This window comes from Nonomuraea sp. GTA35 (genome assembly GCF_041950525.1).
Taxonomy (GTDB): domain Bacteria; phylum Actinomycetota; class Actinomycetes; order Streptosporangiales; family Streptosporangiaceae; genus Nonomuraea.
On the sequence record NZ_JBGNUV010000003.1, the window covers coordinates 160,116 to 179,927 of the forward strand.

A 19,812-nucleotide genomic window follows, 5' to 3' on the forward strand; every position below is an offset into this window, starting at 1 on the left:
GATCTTCCGCCGGTCCGGGTAACCTGCCGGGGTGCTGGTACACGGGGTTTGGACGACGGACGGGCTCGCCTTCTGGGCCGAGACCACCACCACCGCCGCGACCGAGTCCACCCCCACCACCGCCGACCTCGCCCCCTACACCGGTACCTCTGTTCGCCCCGTCACCTCAGCGGGAGCCGGCTCCCGCGCCCCGGCTGCTTCTCGGCGGGGCGCCGCTTCAGGGCGTGCGCGTCCGGCCGGCGCCCCGCACCCCCATCCGTTCGCCGCCCCCGCCGCCGACATCGCCGCCGCTCTCGGCCTCAACACCCCGCCGACGGGCGAGGCGGGCTCCCCATCGCCCGCGCCCGGATTCGGCGAGGAGCCGCCCGCGCCCGGGCGCGGCACCGAGCCGCCCCTGATCGAGCCGCCAGCCCCCGGGAGTGCCACGAAGCCACGCGTGCTCGGGCGCGGTGCCGGGCCGCGCGTGCCCAAGCCCGGCGCCGGGCCACACGTGCTGGAGCTGCTTCTGCCCGGCTCGGCCCGGGAGCCGCTGCCCTCGCCCGAGACCGGGCGCATGGCCGAGGTCGCGCGGCCGAAGCTGCGGTTGTGGCAGGTGCCGGCCGTCGTCCCGCCCACGGCCGACGCCCTGCGTGTCCTCGCCGAACACACCGGCACCGCCACCACGCGCCACTGGGCCGCCGTCGCCGCCTTCGCCCACGACCTGGTACGACGGGGCCGCGTGATCCCGCAGCTCGTGCCGCTCACCACCGCAGGCCGCGAGCACGCCGCGAGCGGCCCGGGCGACGCCGCCATGGCCATACCGGCGATCTCCCGAGACGCCGCCATGGCCGCGCCGTCGACCTCCCGAGACGACATCAGTGCCACGCCGTCGGGCTCCGAAGACGACCCCATGGTCAAGTGGGCAGCCCCCGAGGACAACGCCAGGGCCGTGTGGCGGCCGGTCCTCACGGGGGCCGACGCCGCCTACTTCCGTGACCTGGCCCTGGCCATGCCGCCCGCCTGCCGTACGTCCTCGGTCGAACGCCACTCCACGGACGTCCAGCGCGAGGCCCTGGAGGCGTTCACCGACGCCATCGTCCGCCACACGCTCACCGAGCCCCTGCTCGCCAGGCCGCCCAGGACCCTCCAGGAGCGCTGGCTGGCCGCGCTCACCGGCGACGGCCCGACGTGCCCCGACGTGCCGGAACTCCGCCGCGAGCTGGAGAGGTGGCACGAGGCGGTGACGACGTCCGAGGGCGCGACGCGGGTGTGCTTCCGCCTCCTGGAGCCCACCAACGCCGTGGGCGCCACCGCCACGACCACAGCAATCGACACAGACGCCGACACCGACACCGACACCGACACCAGCGATATCAAGGACACCCCTGGCACCGACGACTGGCGGGTGGAGCTGGCGCTGCAGGCTGTCGACGACCCCAGCCTCTATGTCCCGGCCTCGCAGGTCTGGGGCGGAGTGACAGGGCTGCCGGGCAAGCCGGAGCGGGAGCTGCTCGCCGGCCTCGGGCGGGCGGTGCGGCTCTACCCGGAGCTGGACCGCGCGCTGCGCGTGCCGGAGCCGAGCGAGCTGACGCTGGACACAGCCGGGGCGTTCGGGTTCCTGCGGCAGGCCGCGCCGCTGCTGCAGGCGGCCGGGTTCGGAGTGCAGCTCCCGCGCTGGGCGGGTCGTACGCGGCTGGGCCTGAAGCTGACCACCCGCACCAGGAAGCAGCAGTCGGCGGCGGCGGGCCAGGGCTTCGGCATGCGGGAGCTGGTCGACTTCCGGGTGGACCTGGCGGTGGGTGACGAGACGATCAGCGAGGCGGAGCTGGCCGAGCTGGCCAGACTCAAGGTGCCGCTGGTCAGGGTGCGCGGCCAGTGGGTGGAGCTGGACGACAGGCAGCTCAAGGCCGCGCTCAGGGCGGTGGAGGGCAGCCGTACGGGCGAGGCCAGCGCGGCCGAGATCCTGCGGCAGGTCGTGCAGAGCGACGACGAGGAGCTGCCGCTGCTGGAGATCGACGCCGACGGGGTGCTGGGCGACCTGCTGTCCGGGCAGGCCGAACGGCGGCTCACCCCGCTGGCCACCCCGCCGGGCCTGGACGCCACGCTGCGGCCGTACCAGGAGCGGGGGCTGGCGTGGCTGAGCTTCCTGTCGGAGCTGGGGCTGGGCGGGGTGCTGGCCGACGACATGGGGCTCGGCAAGACGATCACCACGCTGGCGCTGCTCGTGCACGAGCGCGCCCCCGGCCCGACGCCCGCGCACGAGGGCACCCCCGTCCCAACGGGCCTGGACGAGCGCGTCACCGCCCCGACGCTGCTGGTGTGCCCGATGTCGCTGATCGGCAACTGGCAGCGTGAGGCGGCCAGGTTCGCGCCGGGCCTGCGGGTGTACGTGCACCACGGCAGCGGGCGCGACGCGGCCGGGATCGAGCACGCCGACCTGGTGATCACCACCTACGGCACCGCCCACCGGGACCTGGAGACCCTCAAGCGGTACACATGGCGCCGGGTCGTGTGCGACGAGGCTCAGGCGATCAAGAACAGCGGCACGCTGCAGGCCCAGGCCGTGCGGGCCATCCCCACGGGCACCCGGCTGGCGCTGACGGGCACCCCGGTGGAGAACCACCTGGCCGAGCTCTGGTCGATCATGGAGTTCGCCAACCCGGGCCTGCTGGGACCGCGTTCGCGATTCAGGACCCGCTTCCAGGAACCGATCGAGGCCCGCCAGGACGAGCAGGCGGCCACGGCGCTCAAACGGGCGACGGGCCCCTTCATCCTGCGCCGCCTCAAGACCGACAAGTCGATCATCTCGGACCTGCCGGAGAAGATGGAGGTCAAGGAGTGGTGCCCGCTCACGACCGAGCAGGCCACGCTCTACCAGGCGGTCGTGGACGACATGCTGGCCAAGATCGACAGCAGTGAGGGCATCGAGCGGCGCGGCCTGGTGCTGTCAGCCATGGCCAAGCTCAAGCAGGTCTGCAACCACCCCGCCCATCTGCTGAAGGACGGCTCCCGCCTGGCCGGCAGGTCGGGCAAGCTGGCCCGCCTGGAGCAGCTCGCGGAGGAGATCCTGGCGGAGGGCGAGAAGGCCCTGCTGTTCACGCAGTACGCCGAGTTCGGCACCATGCTGCAGCCCTATCTCGCCCAGCGCCTCGACCGTCCGGTGCTCTGGCTGCACGGCGGCCTGCCGAAGAAGACCCGCGACCGCCTGGTGGACCGCTTCCAGCACGACCCCGAGCCGACGCTGTTCGTGCTCTCGCTCAAGGCCGCCGGGGTCGGGCTCAACCTGACCGCCGCCAACCACGTCGTCCACGTGGACCGCTGGTGGAACCCGGCCGTCGAGGACCAGGCCACCGACCGCGCGTTCCGGATCGGCCAGCGCAAGAACGTGCAGGTGCGCAAGCTCATCTGCGCCGGCACCCTGGAGGAGCGGGTGGACCAGATGATCGAGCGCAAGAAGGCGCTGGCCGAGCGGGTCGTCGGCACGGGCGAGGACTGGCTGACCGACCTGTCCACCGAAGAGCTGCGCGAGGTGTTCCGCCTGACGGCCGAGGGGGTGGGCTGATGGCCTGGTTCGAGGCCGGCAGGCCGATCAGGGTCGAGGGTGGGATCAAGGCGCGGTCGCAGCGCGGCAGCATCGGCTCAGCCTGGTGGTCGCGGCGGTTCATCGACATCCTGGAGCGCATCTGCGACAAGGGCCGGCTCTCGCGTGGCCGGGCCTACGCCCGCCGGGGCCAGGTGCTGTCCATCGACCTGTCCGCCGGTGAGGTCACGGCCGCCGTGCAGGGGTCGCGGCCCGATCCCTACGAGGTCGTGATCCGGATCGAGGCGTACGGCGAGGCGCGCTGGACCGCCATCGAGGAGTCGATCGCGGCGCAGGCCGTCTACCGGGCCAGGCTGCTGGCGGGCGAGATGCCGACGGAGATCGAGGAGCTGTTCGCCGCGATGGGCGTCGACCTGTTCCCGCGCGACCTGGACATGGAGTGCTCGTGCCCCGACTGGGGTTTCCCCTGCAAGCACCTGTCGGCGGTGCTCTACCTGCTGGCCGAGTCGTTCGACGACGACCCGTTCCTGGTGCTGGCCTGGCGCGGGCGCACCAGGGAGCAGTTGCTCGGCTCGCTGGCGGACGAGCCGGTGGCGGACCCGCTGCGGGTGGCGGACGTGCCGTTCGCGGACCGGCTGGCCGACTTCTACGCGCCGGGGGCCACGGCGCACCGGCCCGAGCGCCGTCCCGCTGCGGCCGCCCCCGACCTGCTCCTGCGGGTCTTCCCGCCGCCCGGCGACCTGGAGCGGGCGCTCGCCCCGGCGTACAAGGGGCTCGCGGAGCCCCCAACGCGCGACGGCCTCACGGAGCCCCATACGCAAGAGGGGCTCCCGGAGCCCTGACGTACGAAGGGCTCGCGGAGCTCTGAGCGCACGAAGGCTCGCAGCTCCGGACGCACGCCCCCTTCGCACTCTCCCAGCCCGTGACGTACAGCGATTGCTCGATTACTTTAAGTAGAAGAAGCCGCAACCTAGGGAAAGGGCGAAAACATGGGATTTTCCTGGACCTGAGCCGCTGACTCAGCGGTCCTCGAAGGCGGCGGGCACCATGACGCGCACTCCGTTCGGGACCACGCGGAGCCTGATCGGAGTGCGCAGCCGCACCTCGCCGTCCACGTCGGCGGCCATCGGCGGGTCGGTCTCCAGCAGCATCTCCCTGCCCACCACGAACGGCCCGCCCGCCAGGCTGCGCCAGCGGCCCGTCGTGGCCCGCAGCAGGGTCTCGCCGAGCAGGCGCAGCTTCTTGCCGGAGCCGAGCTGGTAGGCCACCAGCATGCCGTTGTCGATGCTGATGTCCCTGGCCACCTGCCAGCCGCCGTGGAAGCGGCCGTTGGCGATGTTGAGCTGGTGGGTGAGCAGCTCGTGCCGCTGCCCCTCCACCGTGATGTACGCGCGGAACGCCTGGTGGTTCGGCAGGATCGTCAGGGCGGTGAGCGGGTAGGCCGGGCGGCCCACGATGCGCTTGAGCCACGGCTTGACCTTGCCGGCCACCTCGACGGAGACGCCGAAGCTGGCCAGGTTCGCGAACGGCCGGTCGTCGGCCATGCCCAGGTCGATGTCGGCCACCTTGCCGGTGGCGAACACCCTGATCGCCCCCGCCAGGTCGAGCGGCAGGCCGAGGCTGCGCGCGAAGTTGTTGGTGGTGCCCAGCGGCAGCACGCCGAGCGCCACGTCGCGGTGGGCGACGTGGCGCACGGCCGTGGACAGGGTGCCGTCGCCACCGCCGACGATGAGCAGGTCGGGGTCGGTGGCCAGGGCGGTGTCGAGCAGGTCGCGCAGCTTCTTGGTGTTGTAGACGGACAGCTCCGCCAGCGGCTCGAACCCGAGGTTGTGGATCTGCTCGATCACCTCGAAGTAGTGGCGGCGGCCGCGGCGCGAGCGAGTGTTCACCACCACCGCCACCCGGCGATCCCGCCGGATCGCCTCGGTGTGCTCATCTTTGGTGCGCAGTTCGCTCATGGTCATTAATCGTAGGGGCCGCCGGAGTTACCGGCGGCCCTCTGAATGATTACTTCTTCGGGGGAACCACGTGAACGATCGCGCCCAGGTTCCCGGGCAGCGGGCTCACCAGCTTGAACTGCACGCCCAGCGCCTTGCCCTCGTCACCGGGGTTGCCGGTGCCGAGGACGGAACCGGCGGCCACCTGGCCGTACAGCTCGGTGGCGGGGGTGCCGTCCTGGTGCACCACGCGGGTGGTGTACGCCTGGTCGCCCTTCGACGGCACGACCACCGAGGCGTCGGCGTCCCGGAAGTACAGGCCGCCGTCGATCGCCTCGAGGCCCGGGTACCAGGTCTTGGCGTCGGTGAAGGCGGAGACGCCCTTCTGCGCGGGGAAGTCCGTGCAGTACTCGCTGAACGGCTCGTCCGGCGCCTCCAGGCACTCCTTGAACGGGTACGTCTTGCCGAACCCGAACGCGGCGTTGGAGGTCTGCACCCGTCCCTGGAGGTTCTTCTGCAGCGTCGGGTCCTTCTCGGCCGCGACGCCGGTGCGGCGCAGCGGCTCGAAGTGGGAGTCCACGACGAGCAGGCTGCCCTTGGGGCCGAGGCTGGGCGGCTGCCTGAGGGTGTCGTTGATGTTGTTGTTGATGTACGTCGAGTCGCGGTACCACACGAGCAGACCGGGCGCGTTGTACTTCACCTTCTGCACCTTCCACGCCCCGTCACGGAGGTAGTCGGTGTCGTAGGTGTACTGCAGGCCCTTGTCGAAGCCGTCGAAGTTGCGCCACTCGGCGAGGTAGAAGCGCTGGATCTCGCGCTCGCCGTTGTTGCGGGTCCAGCCCGTGCCGCTGGTGTTGGTGAACGTGCCGTGCAGGGGCTTCCAGCCCGTGTCGGTCTCGACGTCGTCGCTCCACACGGCGGTGCCGCCGTTGGTGAGCTCGAAGTCGTCCACGTGCCAGCCGCGCATCTGGTAGGCGGCGTCGGTGTTGTACGTCAGCCGCAGCTTGATCGCCTGCCCGGCGAACGGCGTCAGGTTCACGTAGTCGTGCCGCCAGGCGCCGCCGGTGTCACCGGTGAGGCCGTACTTCTTGTTGCCGAAGGTCTTGAGGTTCTTGTACGGGTCCGGGTAGTCGTCCGGCGTGGTGACCTCGTTGCCGGCCTCGTCGTAGACCTTCTGCTGGGTCCACGTCTCGCCGCCGTCGGTCGAGACCTCGACGAAGCCGAAGTCCCAGTCCTGCTCGATCTCGTAGTTGTTCCACATCCACAGCTTGAGATCGGTGCCTGCGGGGACGGGCAGGTCGCGCTGCAGGCTGAGGTTGGCCCAGTCCTGGTCGAGGCCGCTCCACCAGGCGTTCGAGCCGCTGTGCACGTCGATCATCTTCAGCGGCGTGGAGGCCAGGTTGACCCGGACGCCGTCCTGGGTGAGCTTGGGCGTGCGCGACGTCTGCCCGACGGTGACGAGCCTGGCGGCGTCACCGGGGTTGAACGTCTTCGGGTTCGCCCAGCCGAGCACCCACTTGTCCCACAGGCCCATGTGCGTCGGCATGGACTGGAAGATCGGGCCGGAGTGGGAGCCGCTGGACATCAGGTCCCAGAAGTCCACGGCGGAGCTGGCCGCGCCCGAGGTGTCGTACAGGTCGGGCAGGCCCAGGTCGTGGCCGTACTCGTGGGCGAAGACGCCGACGCCGGAGTCCTCGGGCTGCACGATGTAGTTGGAGATCTTCTTGTCCGTACCGGGGATCTTGTAGCCGCCGGCCACCGCGCTGGAGTGGGCCCAGATCGCGTACGTGCCCTGGGCGCCGCCGTCGGAGGACTTGTCCTTGCCGGCGTGCACGAGCACGAGGTGGTCGATCACGCCGTCGGGCTCGGCGAAGTTGCCGTCACCGTCGGCGTCGGAGATGTCCTCGACGTCGTAGTCCGCCCACGGGAAGTCCGGCTGGGCCTGGGCCAGCGCGTTCACCGTGTCGATCGGGAGCTGCTGGGCGCCGAGCGGGTTGTCGGGGTGGCCCGACATGTCCTGGGGCGGGTTGCCGCAGGCGGCGGCGCCGTACCACGCCTCGGAGTGCGGGACCTTGATCCAGCCGACGGCCGAGCCGGTGACGGAGTAGGCGCCCTTGGACATCTCCTCGTACATCTTCTTCATCGTGAAGCCGGAGATGTCGATGCCGGGCTTGCCGTCGCGCGGGTCCTTCAGGTCCGGGCGCACGCGCTCGGTGATGCCCTTGTCGGTGTAGAGCATCTTGTTGAAGTGCTCGGTGCTGAAGTCCTTGACCCAGAAGGAGTTGTTGTCCTTGTGCGGCAGCGTGGCCGGGTCGGGGATCTGGTTGTGCAGCGGGCCGTTCAGGAGCGTGCCCGGCGGCTCGACGACGCAGTCGTCCGGCTCGCTCTGGGTGCTGCGCAGCCGGTTGTAGCCGGAGAAGTCGTCGTTGGCCTGCTCGTTGAATTCGACGAGGACCGTCAGGAGCTTGGCCGTGCGGGTCTGCTTGGTGTTCTTGAAGATCCATTCAGCGGGGTTGCGGCCCGTCTTGATGGCCTGGTCCTCGCGGGCGGCGAGAATGCGGCCGGTCGCCGGGTTTCCGCTGTTGAACTTCCTGTCGAACTTCTGCGCGGGAGTGAGCGAGCGGGACCTCGCGTCGTTGAGCGTCGGCTCCTTCGTGTCCTCGGGGACCGCCGGAGGAGCGTAGTTGATGTAGTAGTCCGCGGCCGTGGGCTGGTAGTTCGCGACGGACGTCGCGGCTGCCGGCGGCGTGGACAGGGCGGCGCCAAGGAGGGCGACCGCCGGGATCGTTGCTAACAGGCGCTTAGAACGTGGCACCAGGAACCCTCTCTGCCCGGGGTCGCCGGGCGCATGGCCATAGGGTGTGCAATGCCGGACGCTAAGGGGTACGTCAACCGAACGTAAAGTACGTTGTTGAAACGTGATCAAACTACGACATTTCAGAACATCAACAGCACCGCGGCGGCCCCGCCCGCAATAGCCCCGCCGTAACAAATCACTGCCACCAGCAGGTCGAACCTGGCGATGCCGAGCAGTTCCTCACTGGTGTGACGGATGCGGTGCGCGGCGTGGAAGAGACACAGCACGACCACCACGACCAGCGCCAGCCGTACGAGCACGCCGTCCAGCAGCCCGCGCAGGTGCTCGGCGGTGGGCCAGTCCACGATCCCGAGCGGCATGAGCACCCCGAACAGCAGCACGAGCACCGGCACCACCAGCGCCGCCACCACTCCCCCGCCGCTGAACAGCAGCCACAGGTACGGCTCCAGCGTCCGCCTCATCGGAACCCCCTCAGCACGAAGAAGGCGATGACCGCGGAGACGACCAGCCACAACGAGTGGTTGCCGCCCTGGATCATCCACGCGGGCAGCCGGTAGCCGTCCAGGCGCACGACGGTGGCCTTGGGCGCGAGGTTCAGGAACGTGACCGAGTGGAACGCGGTCGCTGCCAGGGCGACCACGTTGATCGCGATCATCCACGGCCGTGACGCCAGCGCCGCGAACTCCGCCGTCCTCCCGTCGAGCACCGCGGCGACCAGCATCAGCAGGAACACCATCGACCAGGCCACGAACACGCTGGTCAGCTCGCGCAGCACGAAGATCGTGCAGTACCGCGTGCGGGCGAACCAGAGGTTGTCGCGCGGGGGCCGGTAGGCGGCCGAGGTGGTCCGTACGGCGGCGCTCGGCGTCACCTCGTCATGCGCCTTCACCGCTTGCTCCAGGGCAGCACCGAACGCAGGGCGGCGGTCAGCTTGTAGCGCTGGATCGCCTCGGCCGGGTCCACGTGCTTGGGGCAGACCCGGGTGCACTCGCCGACGAACGTGCACCCCCACACCGCGTCGTCCTGGCTGAGGACGTCGAACCGGTCCCCCATGTCGCGCGAGTCCAGGTTGTAGCGCTGGGCCAGCGCGATCGCCGCCGGGCCGAGGAAGTCGGGGTCGAGCACGTAGACGGGGCAGGCCGAGTAACACAGCAGGCAGTTGATGCACATGCTGTACTGCTTGTACGCCTCCAGCTGCTCGGGCGTCTGGGCGTACTCGGCGGTCAGCGGCAGGTCCTCGCCCTCCCTGATCAGCCAGGGCCGCACGGACGACAGCTTGGCCAGGAAGTCGTCGATGTCCACCACCAGGTCCCTGATCACCGGGAACCCCTTCAGCGGCTCGATCCGCACCGGCCCCTCGCCGTACTCGGCGAGGAAGGTGCCGCAGGTCAGCCGGGCCTCCCCGTTGACGGTCATGCCGCACGAGCCGCACACGCCCATCCGGCACGACCAGCGGTAGGACAGGCTGCCGTCGAGCTGGTCCTTGATGTAGTTGAGCCCGTCGAGCACGGCCCAGTCGTTCATCAGCGGCACGTCGTAGCCCTGGAACGCCGGCTCGGCGTCCTGCCCCGGGCGGTACCTGGCCACTTCCAGCCGGATCGTCCGCGTGCCCGCCGCCTGCCGTACCGCTTCCGTCGTGTCAGTCACGGCCGTAAACCCTTTCTCCCGGAGGCCAGCGGGTGATCGTCACGGGGAGCAGGCCGACCGACGGCGTGCCGTCGGGCGCGCGGTGCACCAGCGAGTGCGCCAGGAACGCCTCGTCGTCCCTGGCGGAGAAGTCGGTGCGCTGGTGCGCGCCGCGCGACTCCTGCCTGTTCAGCGCGCAGGCCACGATCGTCTGCGCGATCTCCAGCATGCCGTGCAGCTCCTGCAGGTTGATCAGCTCGGTGTTGAAGGCGGTGCTGGCGTCCTCGACACGTGCCTCCTCGGCCCGCTCGCGCAGGTCCGCGAGCGTGTCCACGGCCTTGGCCAGCTCGTCGCCCGTGCGGTAGATGCCGGCGGCTCCTTCGAGCGTGTGCTGCATCTGCTCGCGCAGGTCGGCGATCCGCTCACCGTGCTTGCTGCCCTCCCGGGCCCGTTCCAACCGCCGCCGCTCGTCATCGCCCTGGCTGCGTACGGCGGGCGGCTCGGCGTCGCGGTGCTCCCTGGCGAAGGCGGCCGCCGCGATGCCCGCCCGGCGGCCGAAGACGAGGATCTCGGGCAGCGAGTTGGAGCCGAGCCGGTTGGCGCCGTTGATGCTCACGCAGGCCGTCTCCCCGGCCGCGAACAGCCCCGCGATCGGGGTGGCGCCGTCGAGGTCGGTGTGGACGCCGCCCATCATGTAGTGCACGACCGGGCGTACCGGGATGAGGTCGGTGGCCGGGTCGAGGTTCTGGTAGCTGCGGCACAGCTCGCGCACGAACGGGATGCGGGCGTCGATCTTGCCTTCGCCGAGGTGGCGCAGGTCCAGGTAGACGACGGGCCCGTACGGGGTGTCCACGGTGCGGCCCTTGTGCTGCTCGTGCACGAACGCCTGCGACAGCCGGTCGCGCGGGCCCAGCTCCATGCTGCGCAGCTTCGGCGTGGGCGTGGGCTTGCCCAGGTCGTAGTCCTGCAGGTAGCGGTAGCCGTCCTTGTTGATCAGCCAGCCGCCCTCCGCCCTGGCCGCCTCGGTGATGAGGATGCCGGTGAACGGCAGGCCGGTGGGGTGGTACTGGACGAACTCCATGTCCTTCAGCGGCGCGCCCTCCCGGTAGGCCAGGGCCATGCCGTCGCCTGTCTTGATGGCGGCGTTGGTGGTGAAGGGGAAGACCTTGCCGCAGCCGCCGGTGGCCAGGATGACGGTCCTGGCCGGGATGGTCTCGATGCGGCCGGTCCTGATCTCCACGGCCACGACGCCGTGGACGCGGCCGTCGTCGACGACGAGCTTGGTGACGAACCACTCGTCGTACCTGATGACGTCCTGATATTTCAGAGTCGTCTGGAACAGCGTGTGCAGCAGGTGGAAGCCCGTCTTGTCGGCCGCGTACCAGGTGCGCATCTTCTTCATGCCGCCGAACGGCCGCACCGCGACGCGGCCGTCGCTCTCGCGGCTCCACGGGCAGCCCCAGTGCTCGAGCTGGATCAGCTCCTTGGGCGCCTCGGCCACGAACGCCTCCACGGCGTCCTGGTCGCAGAGCCAGTCGCCGCCGGAGATCGTGTCGTAACAGTGCTCGTCGAGCGTGTCGCCGTCGCCGATCACCCCGGCGGCGCCGCCCTCGGCGGAGACGGTGTGGCTGCGCATCGGATAGACCTTCGACACGACCGCCACCTTGAGCGAAGGGTCCGTCTCGGCGACCGCGACGGCCGCTCGCAGCCCGGCTCCGCCTCCCCCGACGATGAGCACATCGATCATTGACGTCACTTTCCGTGATCTGGCTGAATCTGGTCCTTCACCCGCTTGCCGTCGTGGCGGATGGCCGACAGGTGGATGCTGCCGTCGTGGTACTCGTGCCGGATGCGACGGCAGCCGCAGTCGAAGAGCTGGTCGCGGATGACCAGACCGTAGCCGTCGTCGTCGACGAGGCGATCACCTCCGGACTTCTTCCCGCAGGGGGCCGTCTCGGGGTCGAAGGGAATCTTCGTGCCTGTCATCGCCGATCTCCCTGGATAGGCGAAACATCATGGAGGAGGGTCAGCCGGGCGCGTCATGGCGCGGCGGCACCTCCGGGGTGCCTCCCTGGTCGGCCTCCGGCTTCTCGGCGGGCTCCTCGTGCGGGTAGTGCAGGTCGAAGGCCGGCCGTTCGGAGCGGATCGGGGGCATGAAGGTGAAGTTGTGGCGCGGCGGCGGGCAGCTCGTCGCCCACTCCAGCGAGTTGCCGTAGCCCCACGGGTCGTCGAGCGTGACCTTGGGCGCGTGCCTGGCGGTCTTCCAGACGTTGTAGAGGAACGGCAGCGTCGAGGCGCCGAGCAGGAACGCCCCGACCGAGGAGATCTGGTTGAGCGCCGTGAAGCCGTCGGCCACGCCGTAGTCGGCGTAGCGCCGGGGCATGCCGAGCTGCCCGAGCACGTGCTGGATGAGGAACGTGGTGTGGAAGCCGATGAACAGCGTCCAGAAGTGCACCTTGCCGAGCCGGTCGTCGAGCATGCGGCCGGTCATCTTCGGCCACCAGAAGTAGAACCCGGCGAACATGGCGAACACCACGGTGCCGAACACCACGTAGTGGAAGTGGGCGACGACGAAGTAGGTGTCGCTGATGTGGAAGTCGAGCGGCGGCGAGGCCAGGATGACGCCCGTCAGGCCGCCCAGCAGGAACGTCACCAGGAAGCCCACGGCGAACAACATGGGCGACTCGAACGTCAGGTGCCCGCGCCACATCGTGCCGATCCAGTTGAAGAACTTCACCCCGGTGGGCACCGCGATGAGGAACGTCATGAACGAGAAGAACGGCAGCAGCACCTGCCCGGTGGGGAACATGTGGTGCGCCCACACCGTCATCGACAGCCCGGCGATCGCGATCGTGGCCCCGACCAGGCTCATGTAGCCGAAGATCGGTTTGCGGCTGAAGACCGGGATGACCTCGGTGATGATCCCGAAGAACGGCAGCGCGATGATGTAGACCTCGGGATGGCCGAAGAACCAGAACAGGTGCTGCCAGAGGATCGGCCCGCCGTTGTCGGACAGGAAGACCTGCGTGCCGAGCTTGCGGTCCGACTCCAGCACCAGCAGCGCGGCGGCCAGCACGGGGAACGCCATCAGCACGAGCATGCTGGTCAGCAGCACGTTCCAGGTGAACAGCGGCATCCGGAACATGGTCATGCCGGGCGCCCGCATGCCGATGATCGTGGTGATGAAGTTGACCGCGCCGAGGATCGTACCGAGGCCGGACAGGGCCAGGCCCATGATCCACAGGTCCGCGCCGACCTGCGGCGAGTAGATCGACGACGCCAGCGGCGTGTACGCGAACCAGCCGAAGTCGGCCGCCCCTCCCGGCGTGAAGAACCCGGCGAGCACCATCAGCCCGCCGAACAGGAACAGCCAGTACGCCACCGCGTTCAGCCGCGGGAAGGCCACGTCGGGCGCGCCGATCTGCAGCGGCATCACCACGTTCGCGAACCCGGCGAACAGCGGGGTGGCGAACAGCAGCAGCATCACCGTGCCGTGGATGGTGAACAGCTGGTTGTACTGCTGCTGGCTGACGACCTGCATGCCGGGCGCGGCGAGCTCGGCCCTGATGAACATGGCCATGACGCCGGCGACGAGGAAGAACCCGAACGAGGTGATCAGGTAGAGGTACCCGATGACCTTGTGATCGGTCGTGGACAGCCAGGATGCGATGACGGTCCCGGTGCGACGGCGCCTGACCTGCTCGATCGAGGTCTCTCGAACGGTCGTCACGGCTGCTCCCCTCCGACGCGGAGTTGTGCCTGCCCCGATCTACCCATTCCACGCCAACGATCGCCGCTCGGCTAGGCGTTCTTTGTTATTCGCCCGCGAAACCTTTGGCCCCGGCGCGGTCCACATTCCGGATACTTACCGGCCTACCTGGTGACATCTTCTATCCTTCGTAGGCCACACAGAATCGGAGGAGATGCTCGTGACCGCCCAGAGTGACTACGCCGACCTCGTCCAGCGAGGGCTCTCGCTCGACCTCACCCGGGGAAAGCCGTCGCCGCGCCAGCTCGACCTCTCCGACGATCTGCTGAAACTGCCCACGTCGTACCAGGCGGCCGACGGCACCGACGGCCGCAACTACGGCAACCTGCAGGGCCTGGCCGAGCTGCGCGAGCTGTTCGCGCCGCTGGTGCAGGTGCCGGCGGAGCAGCTCGTGGTCGGGGGCAACTCCAGCCTGGCCATGATGCACGACACCGTGGTGCACGCGCTGCTCACCCCGGTGCCGGGCGCCGCGCGCCGGTGGGTCGAGGAGCAGGAGATCACGTTCCTGTGCCCCGTCCCCGGCTATGACCGGCATTTCACCATCTGCGAGCGGTTCGGGATCAAGATGGTCCCCGTCCCGATGAACGCGGAAGGCCCCGACATGGACGTCGTCGAGCGCCTGGTGGCCGAGGACGCGAGCGTCAAGGGCATGTGGTGCGTGCCGAAGTACAGCAACCCGTCCGGTCTCACCTACAGCGACGAGACCGTGCGCAGGCTGGCCGCCATGGAGACGGCCGCGCCCGACTTCCGGATCTTCTGGGACAACGCGTACGCGGTGCACCACCTCACCGACACCCCCGACGAGCTGGCCGACCTGCTGGCGCTGGCCGCCGAGCACGGCAACGCCGACCGGGTGTTCGTCTACGCCTCGACCTCGAAGGTGACGCTGGCCGGCTCCGGCGTCTCGTTCTTCGGCGGCTCGCCGGCGAACGTGAAGTGGTTCCTGCACAACACCTCGAAGCAGTCCATCGGCCCCGACAAGATCAACCAGCTCCGTCACGTGGAGTTCCTGCGTGACGGCGCCGGCGTGGCCGCGCACATGCGGCGGCACGCCGAGCTGATCGGGCCGAAGTTCGAGCTGGTCGACAAGGTGCTGACCGAGCGGCTCGGCGACCTGGCCACCTGGACGAGCCCGCGGGGCGGCTACTTCATCAGCCTGGAGGTGCCGCACGCCGCCGAGGTGGTGGCCAGGGCCAAGGCGGCGGGCATCGCGCTGACGCCCGCCGGCGCCACGCACCCGTACGGCAAGGACCCCGACGACCGCACGATCAGGATCGCGCCGACCTACCCCGGCCTGGAGGAGCTGGAGCAGGCCATCAACGGCCTGGCCGTCTGCGTCCGCCTGGTCGCCGAAGAGCACGCCTGACCGACCGCCGGACCGGTCGCCTGACCGGTCGCCTGACCGGACCAGGCGCCGCGGCCCTCGCCTCACTGGCGGGGGCCGCCGCCGTTCCTGAAGCCGAAGATGTACTCGCGCGTCTCGCTCGGGTGGAACGTGACGCCGACGCCCGGCTCGAAGGCGACGTTGTCGCGGGCGCAGTAGTACAGGCTCTCCCACACGGTCAGGGCCTTCTCCCTGGCCGGGGCCTCCAGCGTGTCGCGCTTGCGGGCGCCGTGCGCGCCGAGCACGTTCAGCAGGCCGAACCCCCAGAACAGGCCCGTCAGGCAGAACGGCGCCAGCAGCACCTCGCCCCAGTTCGGGTCCTGCCCCATCGCGATCACCAGCGACACGACGAGATGCACCAGCGCCGCGACCAGCAGCAGCACGTACCCCTGGTTCCTGGCCCAGGGCGTGTAGTGGCGGCTGGGGAACGACAGCCACACCGCGAGCTGCGTGCGGCTCATGACGTGCTTCGACGCGCCCAGCGCCGCCTGGGTGGGCAGGTCCGCGACCTCCCGCGTGCCCGGTAACCTGACCCGCCCGATCTTGTACGTGGTCCCGGCGGCCACCACTCCGGGAACCGCGACAACCTGGTCAGTCTCCAAACACACCGGGCACCCGACAGTCACCCGGGCAGTCTGGCCTTAAGGAACGCACTGCGCAAACCATAAGGTGCATAGTGTGAGACCGATTGATGCCCTGGTGGACGCTCTGTCCGAAGCCCGCGTTCTGACCGACCCCGACGTGATCGACTCCTACGCCCGCGACCGCACGTTCCTGGAGCCCGGCAAGCCGCTCGGCGTCGTGCTCGCCACCTCCCGCGACGACGTGGTGACCACCATGAAGTGGGCCACCGAGCACCGGGTGCCGGTGGTGCCGCGCGGCGGCGGCACCGGCCTGGCCGGCGCGTCGGTGGCCGGCGACGGCTCGGTCATCCTCTCGCTGGCCAGGATGACCGCGATCAGGGAGCTCTCCCCCGCCGACGAGATCGCCGTCGTCGAGCCCGGCGTCATCACCGCCGACCTGGACAAGGCCGCCAGGCAGCACGGGCTGATGTACGCGCCGGACCCGTCCTCGTACGAGATCTCCACCATCGGCGGCAACCTGGCCACCAACGCCGGCGGGCTGCGCTGCGTGAAGTACGGCGTGACCAGGGACTCGGCGCTCGGCCTGGAGGTCGTGCTGGCCGACGGCCGGGTGCTGAACACCGGGCGGCGCACGATGAAGGGCGTCACGGGCTACGACCTGACCGGGCTGTTCGTCGGCTCCGAGGGCACGCTCGGCGTGATCACCGCCGCCACCGTGCGGCTGCGGCGCGCGCCGGCCGCGCCGCCCGCGACGTTCGCGGCCGACTTCTCCTCGCTGCGGGACGCCGGGGCCGCCGTGTCGGCGATCATGGCGGCCGGCTGCCAGCCGTCCCTGATGGAGCTGCTCGACCGGGCCACGCTGCAGGCCATCGACGAGTGGCGCAACATCGGCCTCGAACCCGCCACGCAGGCCATGCTCATCGGCCAGTCCGACGCCGCCGACAGCCAGGCCGCCGTGGAGCGCATGGAGCGGATCTGCACCGAGAACGGCGCCTCGTTCGTCGCCGTCTCGTCGAGCCCGCAGGAGGCCGACGAGCTGATCGGGCTGCGGCGCCTGGCCTACGGGGCCAAGGAGCGCCAGGGCGCGTGCCTGGTGGAGGACGTGTGCGTGCCGCGTTCCGCGCTGGCCGAGATGATCGGCCGGATCGAGGCGGCGGCGGTGCGGCACGGGGTGCGGATCGCCACGGTGGCACACGCCGGCGACGGCAACCTGCACCCGGTCTTCATCTTCGAGCACGGCACCGTGGAGCCGCCGCCGGAGGTGTGGGCCGCGGCGGACGAGGTGTTCAAGGACGCGCTGGAGCTCGGCGGCACGCTCACCGGGGAGCACGGCGTGGGGCTGCTGAAGCGGCGCTGGCTGGAGCTGGAGTCCGGGCCGGTCGTGGGCGAGCTGCAGCGGGGGATCAAGGCCGTGTTCGACCCCCTCGGCATCCTCAATCCCGGCAAGGCGATCTGACGGCCGACGATTGGATCTTGCCTTCACCAAGCCGTGACCTTGGGCTTCCAGGCGCACACGACCTGCGACGGAAGCCTGACTTTCATCGTCAAAACGTGAAACTTCTGATAGGTCCGGCAGACGCCCCGAGGGTCACGCTGGTAGCGTTTTGCCTCATCTATTGGGTTGTGATGGGGGTCCGACGTGAATCAGTTCCAGCCGTTGGCGGCGGACGATCCGCGGCGGCTGGGGGCGTATGACATCGTCGCCCGGCTCGGCGAGGGCGGCCAGGGCGTTGTCTATCTCGGCAAGAGCGACTCCGGGGAACAAGTCGCGGTCAAGCTGCTGCACAACGCCCTGGTGGCGGACGCCGACGCCAGGACGCGCTTCCTGCGCGAGGTGGCGGTGGCGCAGCGCGTCGCCCGGTTCTGCACCGCTCCGGTGCTCCACGCCGACCTGGACGGGAGCCGGCCGTACATCGTCAGCGAGTTCGTGCCCGGGCCTTCCCTGCGCGAGCTCGTCATCAACGAGGGGCCGCGGCGGGGTGCGGCCCTGGAGCGGCTGGCGATCAGTACGGCGACCGCCCTCGCGGCCATCCACCGGGCCGGGATCCTGCATCGCGACTTCAAGCCCGCCAACGTGCTGATGGGGCCCGAGGGTCCCGTCGTGATCGACTTCGGCATCGCCAGGGCGCTCGACTCCCCCGGCGCCACGGCCACCGGGATGGCCATGGGGACGCCCTCGTACCTGGCGCCCGAGCAGCTCAGCGGGGCGCAGGTGTCGGAGGCGGCCGACGTGTTCGCCTGGGGCGTCACGATGGTGTTCGCCGCGACGGGCAAGCCCGCCTTCGGGGCCGACTCCATTCCCGTGGTGATGAACCGGATCCTGAACGAGGAGCCGGAGCTCGGGAAGATGGAGGGGCTGCTGGGCGACCTGGTGGCCGCCTGCCTGTCGAAGGATCCGGCGCAGCGGCCCAGCGCCGACGAGCTGATCGTCCACCTCACGGGACAGCCCGCGCCCAAGGCGGCCATCGAGCCGGTGACGGGCGGCCAGAAGACCGCCGCCGGCGCCGGTGTCGCCGGCGGTGTGGCTGCCGGTGCCGCTCAGGCGGGCGCTGACGGCTCAGGCGGTCCCGGTGATGCGCCGAACCAGGACGACTACCCCGGGCCATGGCACCAGCCGACCGGCCCCCAGCAGCTTCCCCCGCCGCAGACGGGCGACTACGGCCGCCAGGCGGCCGCGGCGGCCCAGGGCGGCCCCGCCGGCAGCGCGCCTCACGGCGGCCTGCCGGGCAACGCGGCCCAGGGCGGTTCCGGCCAAGGCGGTGCCGCGGGCAACGGACCGCAGGCGGGCATGCCCCACGGCGGCCCCGCGGGCAACGGCCCCCACAGCGGTTCTGCAGGCAACGCGCCCCACGGCGGTCCCGTTCAGGGTGGCGCGGCGCAGGGCGGGCCCGGCGGGATGCCGCCCGGAGCGCCCCAGGCCGGGATGCCGGCCGGCGGCCCGCAGCCCGGAATGCCCGGCGGCCCGCAGGCAGCCGGCGCCCCCGGCGCGCAGGCCGGCGGCCCGCTGGCAGCCGGCGCGCAGGCCGGTGGCCCGCAGGGCGCTCCCGGGATGCACGGCGGCCCCAACGGCGGCCAGCAGTCGGCCGCGTCCGGGATGCCCCCGCACGGTCCCGGCCAGCCCTTCCAGGCGGGAGCCCACGGCGGGCCCGCGGGTCCGGGCGGGCCTCATGGGCCGGGCGGCCGAGGCGGGCCGGGCAGGCCCAACGGTCCCGCCGGTCCCGGTGCGGCCAGCGGTCCCGGCGCGGCCGGGGCAGCCGGTACGCGGCCGGGTGGCGGGGTGCCCGCCAAGCAGCGCCGTACCCTTACGCTCGCCCTGTCGGGTGCCGCCGCAGCGGCGCTGCTCGTCGTGGCGGGCGCGATCGTCGTGCAGGCCAACAGCAAGGAGCCCGCGGTCGTCGCGGTGGGCACCTCCGGCAACGAGACCGACGGCGGCTCGGGCGGCGCGGGCCAGCCGAGCGAGCCCCCGACCGCTCAGCAGTCCCCGCCCGTGGTGATCCCGACGGACAGCGCGGCTCCGGTGCCCACCCTGGACATCGAGCCGGAAGAGACCAAGAAGACCAAGAAGCCGACGAAGGAGCCCATCGCCCAGGTTCCGCAGGTGGTCACCGAGGCTCCCAGGCCCCAGACGACCACGAAGAGGCCCACGCCCACCCCGACTCCGACCAAGAAGAAGAAGACCACGCTGGTCGAGCCCGAGCTGGACCCGACGGAGAAGCCGACCTCGGGCCCCACGACGACCGTGCGCGCGGAGGGCGAGGCGGACAAGCCGAGCACGTCGCTGAAGCCCAACACGTACAAGCCGACGGCGGTGTGCGGCGCGGGCTACAAGATCGTCGACTCGCGGTCGCTGGGCGCCAACGCCACGATCTACCTGCTGTACAACAGCAGCGCGGGCAAGAACTGCGTGGTCACGATGTCGCGCCTGGTCCACCCGAAGAAGATGCCGATGAGCGCGATCCTCCAGGTCAAGGGCGGCTCCAGCGGCAACAACTCGGGCTCGTTCACCGCGTACGCCGGCCCGGTGCGCCTGCCCGCCGCCAAGAAGTGCGTGATCTGGGGCGGCTCGTGGAGCTCCTACAGCTGGAAGTCCGGCTGGAGCCACTGCAGCTGATCCGGCACGACGATCGAGCCGCCACCCGTCACGGGGTGGCGGCTCGTTCCATGCCTGGGCTAG

General features: G+C 70.6%; 13 protein-coding genes and 1 pseudogene. 5 read left to right on the forward strand and 9 right to left on the reverse strand.

Annotation, left to right across the window (positions count from 1 at the left end):
* Positions 1 to 31 precede the first annotated feature (31 nt).
* Both ACBJ32_RS13995 and ACBJ32_RS14000 read left to right on the forward strand, forming a co-directional pair.
* On the forward strand, positions 32 to 3,541 hold the full coding sequence (locus ACBJ32_RS13995; protein ID WP_375127064.1) for an SNF2-related protein: 3,510 nt from the start codon (positions 32 to 34) through the stop codon (positions 3,539 to 3,541).
* Positions 3,541 to 4,362 carry an SWIM zinc finger family protein gene (locus tag ACBJ32_RS14000; RefSeq protein ID WP_375127065.1) on the forward strand — a complete coding sequence of 274 codons (822 nt, stop codon included), beginning with the start codon at positions 3,541 to 3,543 and terminating at the stop codon, positions 4,360 to 4,362. Before ACBJ32_RS13995 ends, ACBJ32_RS14000 begins: the two co-directional genes overlap by 1 nt.
* 177 nt (positions 4,363 to 4,539) lie before the next feature.
* On the opposite strand, the gene ACBJ32_RS14005 is transcribed toward ACBJ32_RS14000, so the two are convergent.
* The 8 genes from ACBJ32_RS14005 to ctaD form a co-directional block, all read right to left on the reverse strand.
* Positions 4,540 to 5,478, reverse strand: coding sequence for a diacylglycerol kinase family protein (locus ACBJ32_RS14005; protein WP_357869335.1), 939 nt, complete (start codon positions 5,476 to 5,478; stop codon positions 4,540 to 4,542).
* Positions 5,479 to 5,527: 49 nt separating this feature from the next.
* Entirely contained in the window at positions 5,528 to 8,272 is a 2,745-nt protein-coding gene (locus ACBJ32_RS14010) for an immune inhibitor A domain-containing protein (protein WP_375127066.1), read from the reverse strand.
* A 122-nt stretch (positions 8,273 to 8,394) separates the two neighbouring features.
* On the reverse strand, positions 8,395 to 8,736 hold the full coding sequence (frdD, locus tag ACBJ32_RS14015) for a fumarate reductase subunit FrdD (protein WP_357869330.1): 342 nt from the start codon (positions 8,734 to 8,736) through the stop codon (positions 8,395 to 8,397).
* Positions 8,733 to 9,164, reverse strand: a complete 432-nt coding sequence (locus ACBJ32_RS14020) for a hypothetical protein (RefSeq protein WP_375127067.1) — start codon at positions 9,162 to 9,164, stop codon at positions 8,733 to 8,735. Before ACBJ32_RS14020 ends, frdD begins: the two co-directional genes overlap by 4 nt.
* A complete protein-coding gene (gene sdhB, locus ACBJ32_RS14025; RefSeq protein WP_357869325.1) occupies positions 9,161 to 9,922 on the reverse strand; it encodes a succinate dehydrogenase iron-sulfur subunit in 762 nt (253 codons plus the stop codon). The genes ACBJ32_RS14020 and sdhB overlap by 4 nt, the downstream gene beginning before the upstream one ends.
* The gene (frdA, locus tag ACBJ32_RS14030; protein ID WP_375127068.1) at positions 9,915 to 11,648 is read right to left on the reverse strand and encodes a fumarate reductase (quinol) flavoprotein subunit; all 1,734 of its coding nucleotides are present in this window, start codon (positions 11,646 to 11,648) and stop codon (positions 9,915 to 9,917) included. Before frdA ends, sdhB begins: the two co-directional genes overlap by 8 nt.
* Before the next feature lie 5 nt (positions 11,649 to 11,653).
* Complete coding sequence (locus ACBJ32_RS14035) at positions 11,654 to 11,887, reverse strand: hypothetical protein (RefSeq protein ID WP_185102846.1); 234 nt, start codon at positions 11,885 to 11,887, stop codon at positions 11,654 to 11,656.
* A gap of 40 nt (positions 11,888 to 11,927) precedes the next feature.
* Positions 11,928 to 13,631 carry a cytochrome c oxidase subunit I gene (ctaD, locus tag ACBJ32_RS14040; RefSeq protein WP_375127069.1) on the reverse strand — a complete coding sequence of 568 codons (1,704 nt, stop codon included), beginning with the start codon at positions 13,629 to 13,631 and terminating at the stop codon, positions 11,928 to 11,930.
* Positions 13,632 to 13,821: 190 nt separating this feature from the next.
* Between ctaD and ACBJ32_RS14045 the strand changes: the two are divergent.
* Positions 13,822 to 15,036: pseudogene (locus ACBJ32_RS14045) on the forward strand (aminotransferase class I/II-fold pyridoxal phosphate-dependent enzyme); the annotation flags it as partial.
* 62 nt (positions 15,037 to 15,098) lie between these two features.
* On the opposite strand, the gene ACBJ32_RS14050 reads toward ACBJ32_RS14045, so the two are convergent.
* Positions 15,099 to 15,656 carry a hypothetical protein gene (locus tag ACBJ32_RS14050; protein WP_375127070.1) on the reverse strand — a complete coding sequence of 186 codons (558 nt, stop codon included), beginning with the start codon at positions 15,654 to 15,656 and terminating at the stop codon, positions 15,099 to 15,101.
* A gap of 76 nt (positions 15,657 to 15,732) precedes the next feature.
* Here ACBJ32_RS14050 and ACBJ32_RS14055 point away from each other — a divergent pair, with 76 nt between their 5' ends.
* Positions 15,733 to 17,094, forward strand: a complete 1,362-nt coding sequence (locus tag ACBJ32_RS14055) for an FAD-linked oxidase C-terminal domain-containing protein (protein WP_357869314.1) — start codon at positions 15,733 to 15,735, stop codon at positions 17,092 to 17,094.
* Positions 17,095 to 17,277: 183 nt separating this feature from the next.
* Positions 17,278 to 19,749 (forward strand): serine/threonine-protein kinase, encoded by a 2,472-nt coding sequence (locus ACBJ32_RS14060; protein WP_375127071.1) that lies wholly within the window; start codon positions 17,278 to 17,280, stop codon positions 19,747 to 19,749.
* The last annotated feature ends 63 nt before the right edge of the window (positions 19,750 to 19,812 follow it).